Source organism: Dolichospermum circinale AWQC131C, from assembly GCF_000426905.1.
GTDB classification, from domain to species: domain Bacteria; phylum Cyanobacteriota; class Cyanobacteriia; order Cyanobacteriales; family Nostocaceae; genus Dolichospermum; species Dolichospermum circinale.
Window position 1 is genome coordinate 69,422 of record NZ_KE384596.1, and the last position, 217, is coordinate 69,638.

1 pseudogene is annotated in these 217 nt (G+C 45.2%); it reads right to left on the minus strand.

Going from position 1 to position 217, the window contains the following annotated elements:
- Positions 1 to 217 (minus strand): annotated as a pseudogene (locus ACIR131C_RS26595) (photosystem II q(b) protein); the annotation flags it as partial.

Sequence of the window (217 nt, forward strand, 5' to 3'; positions counted from 1 at the left end):
AATCAAGAATACTGCGGTAGCTGCTGCTACAGGAGCAGAGAAAGCTAGGCAAATCCAAGGACGCATTCCTAAGCGGTAAGAAAGTTCCCATTCACGACCGAGGTAGCAGAATACGCCTATCAAGAAGTGGAATACTACTAACTGGTAAGGACCACCGTTATACAACCACTCATCTAAAGAAGCTGCTTCCCAAATTGGGTAGAAGTGTAAACCGATA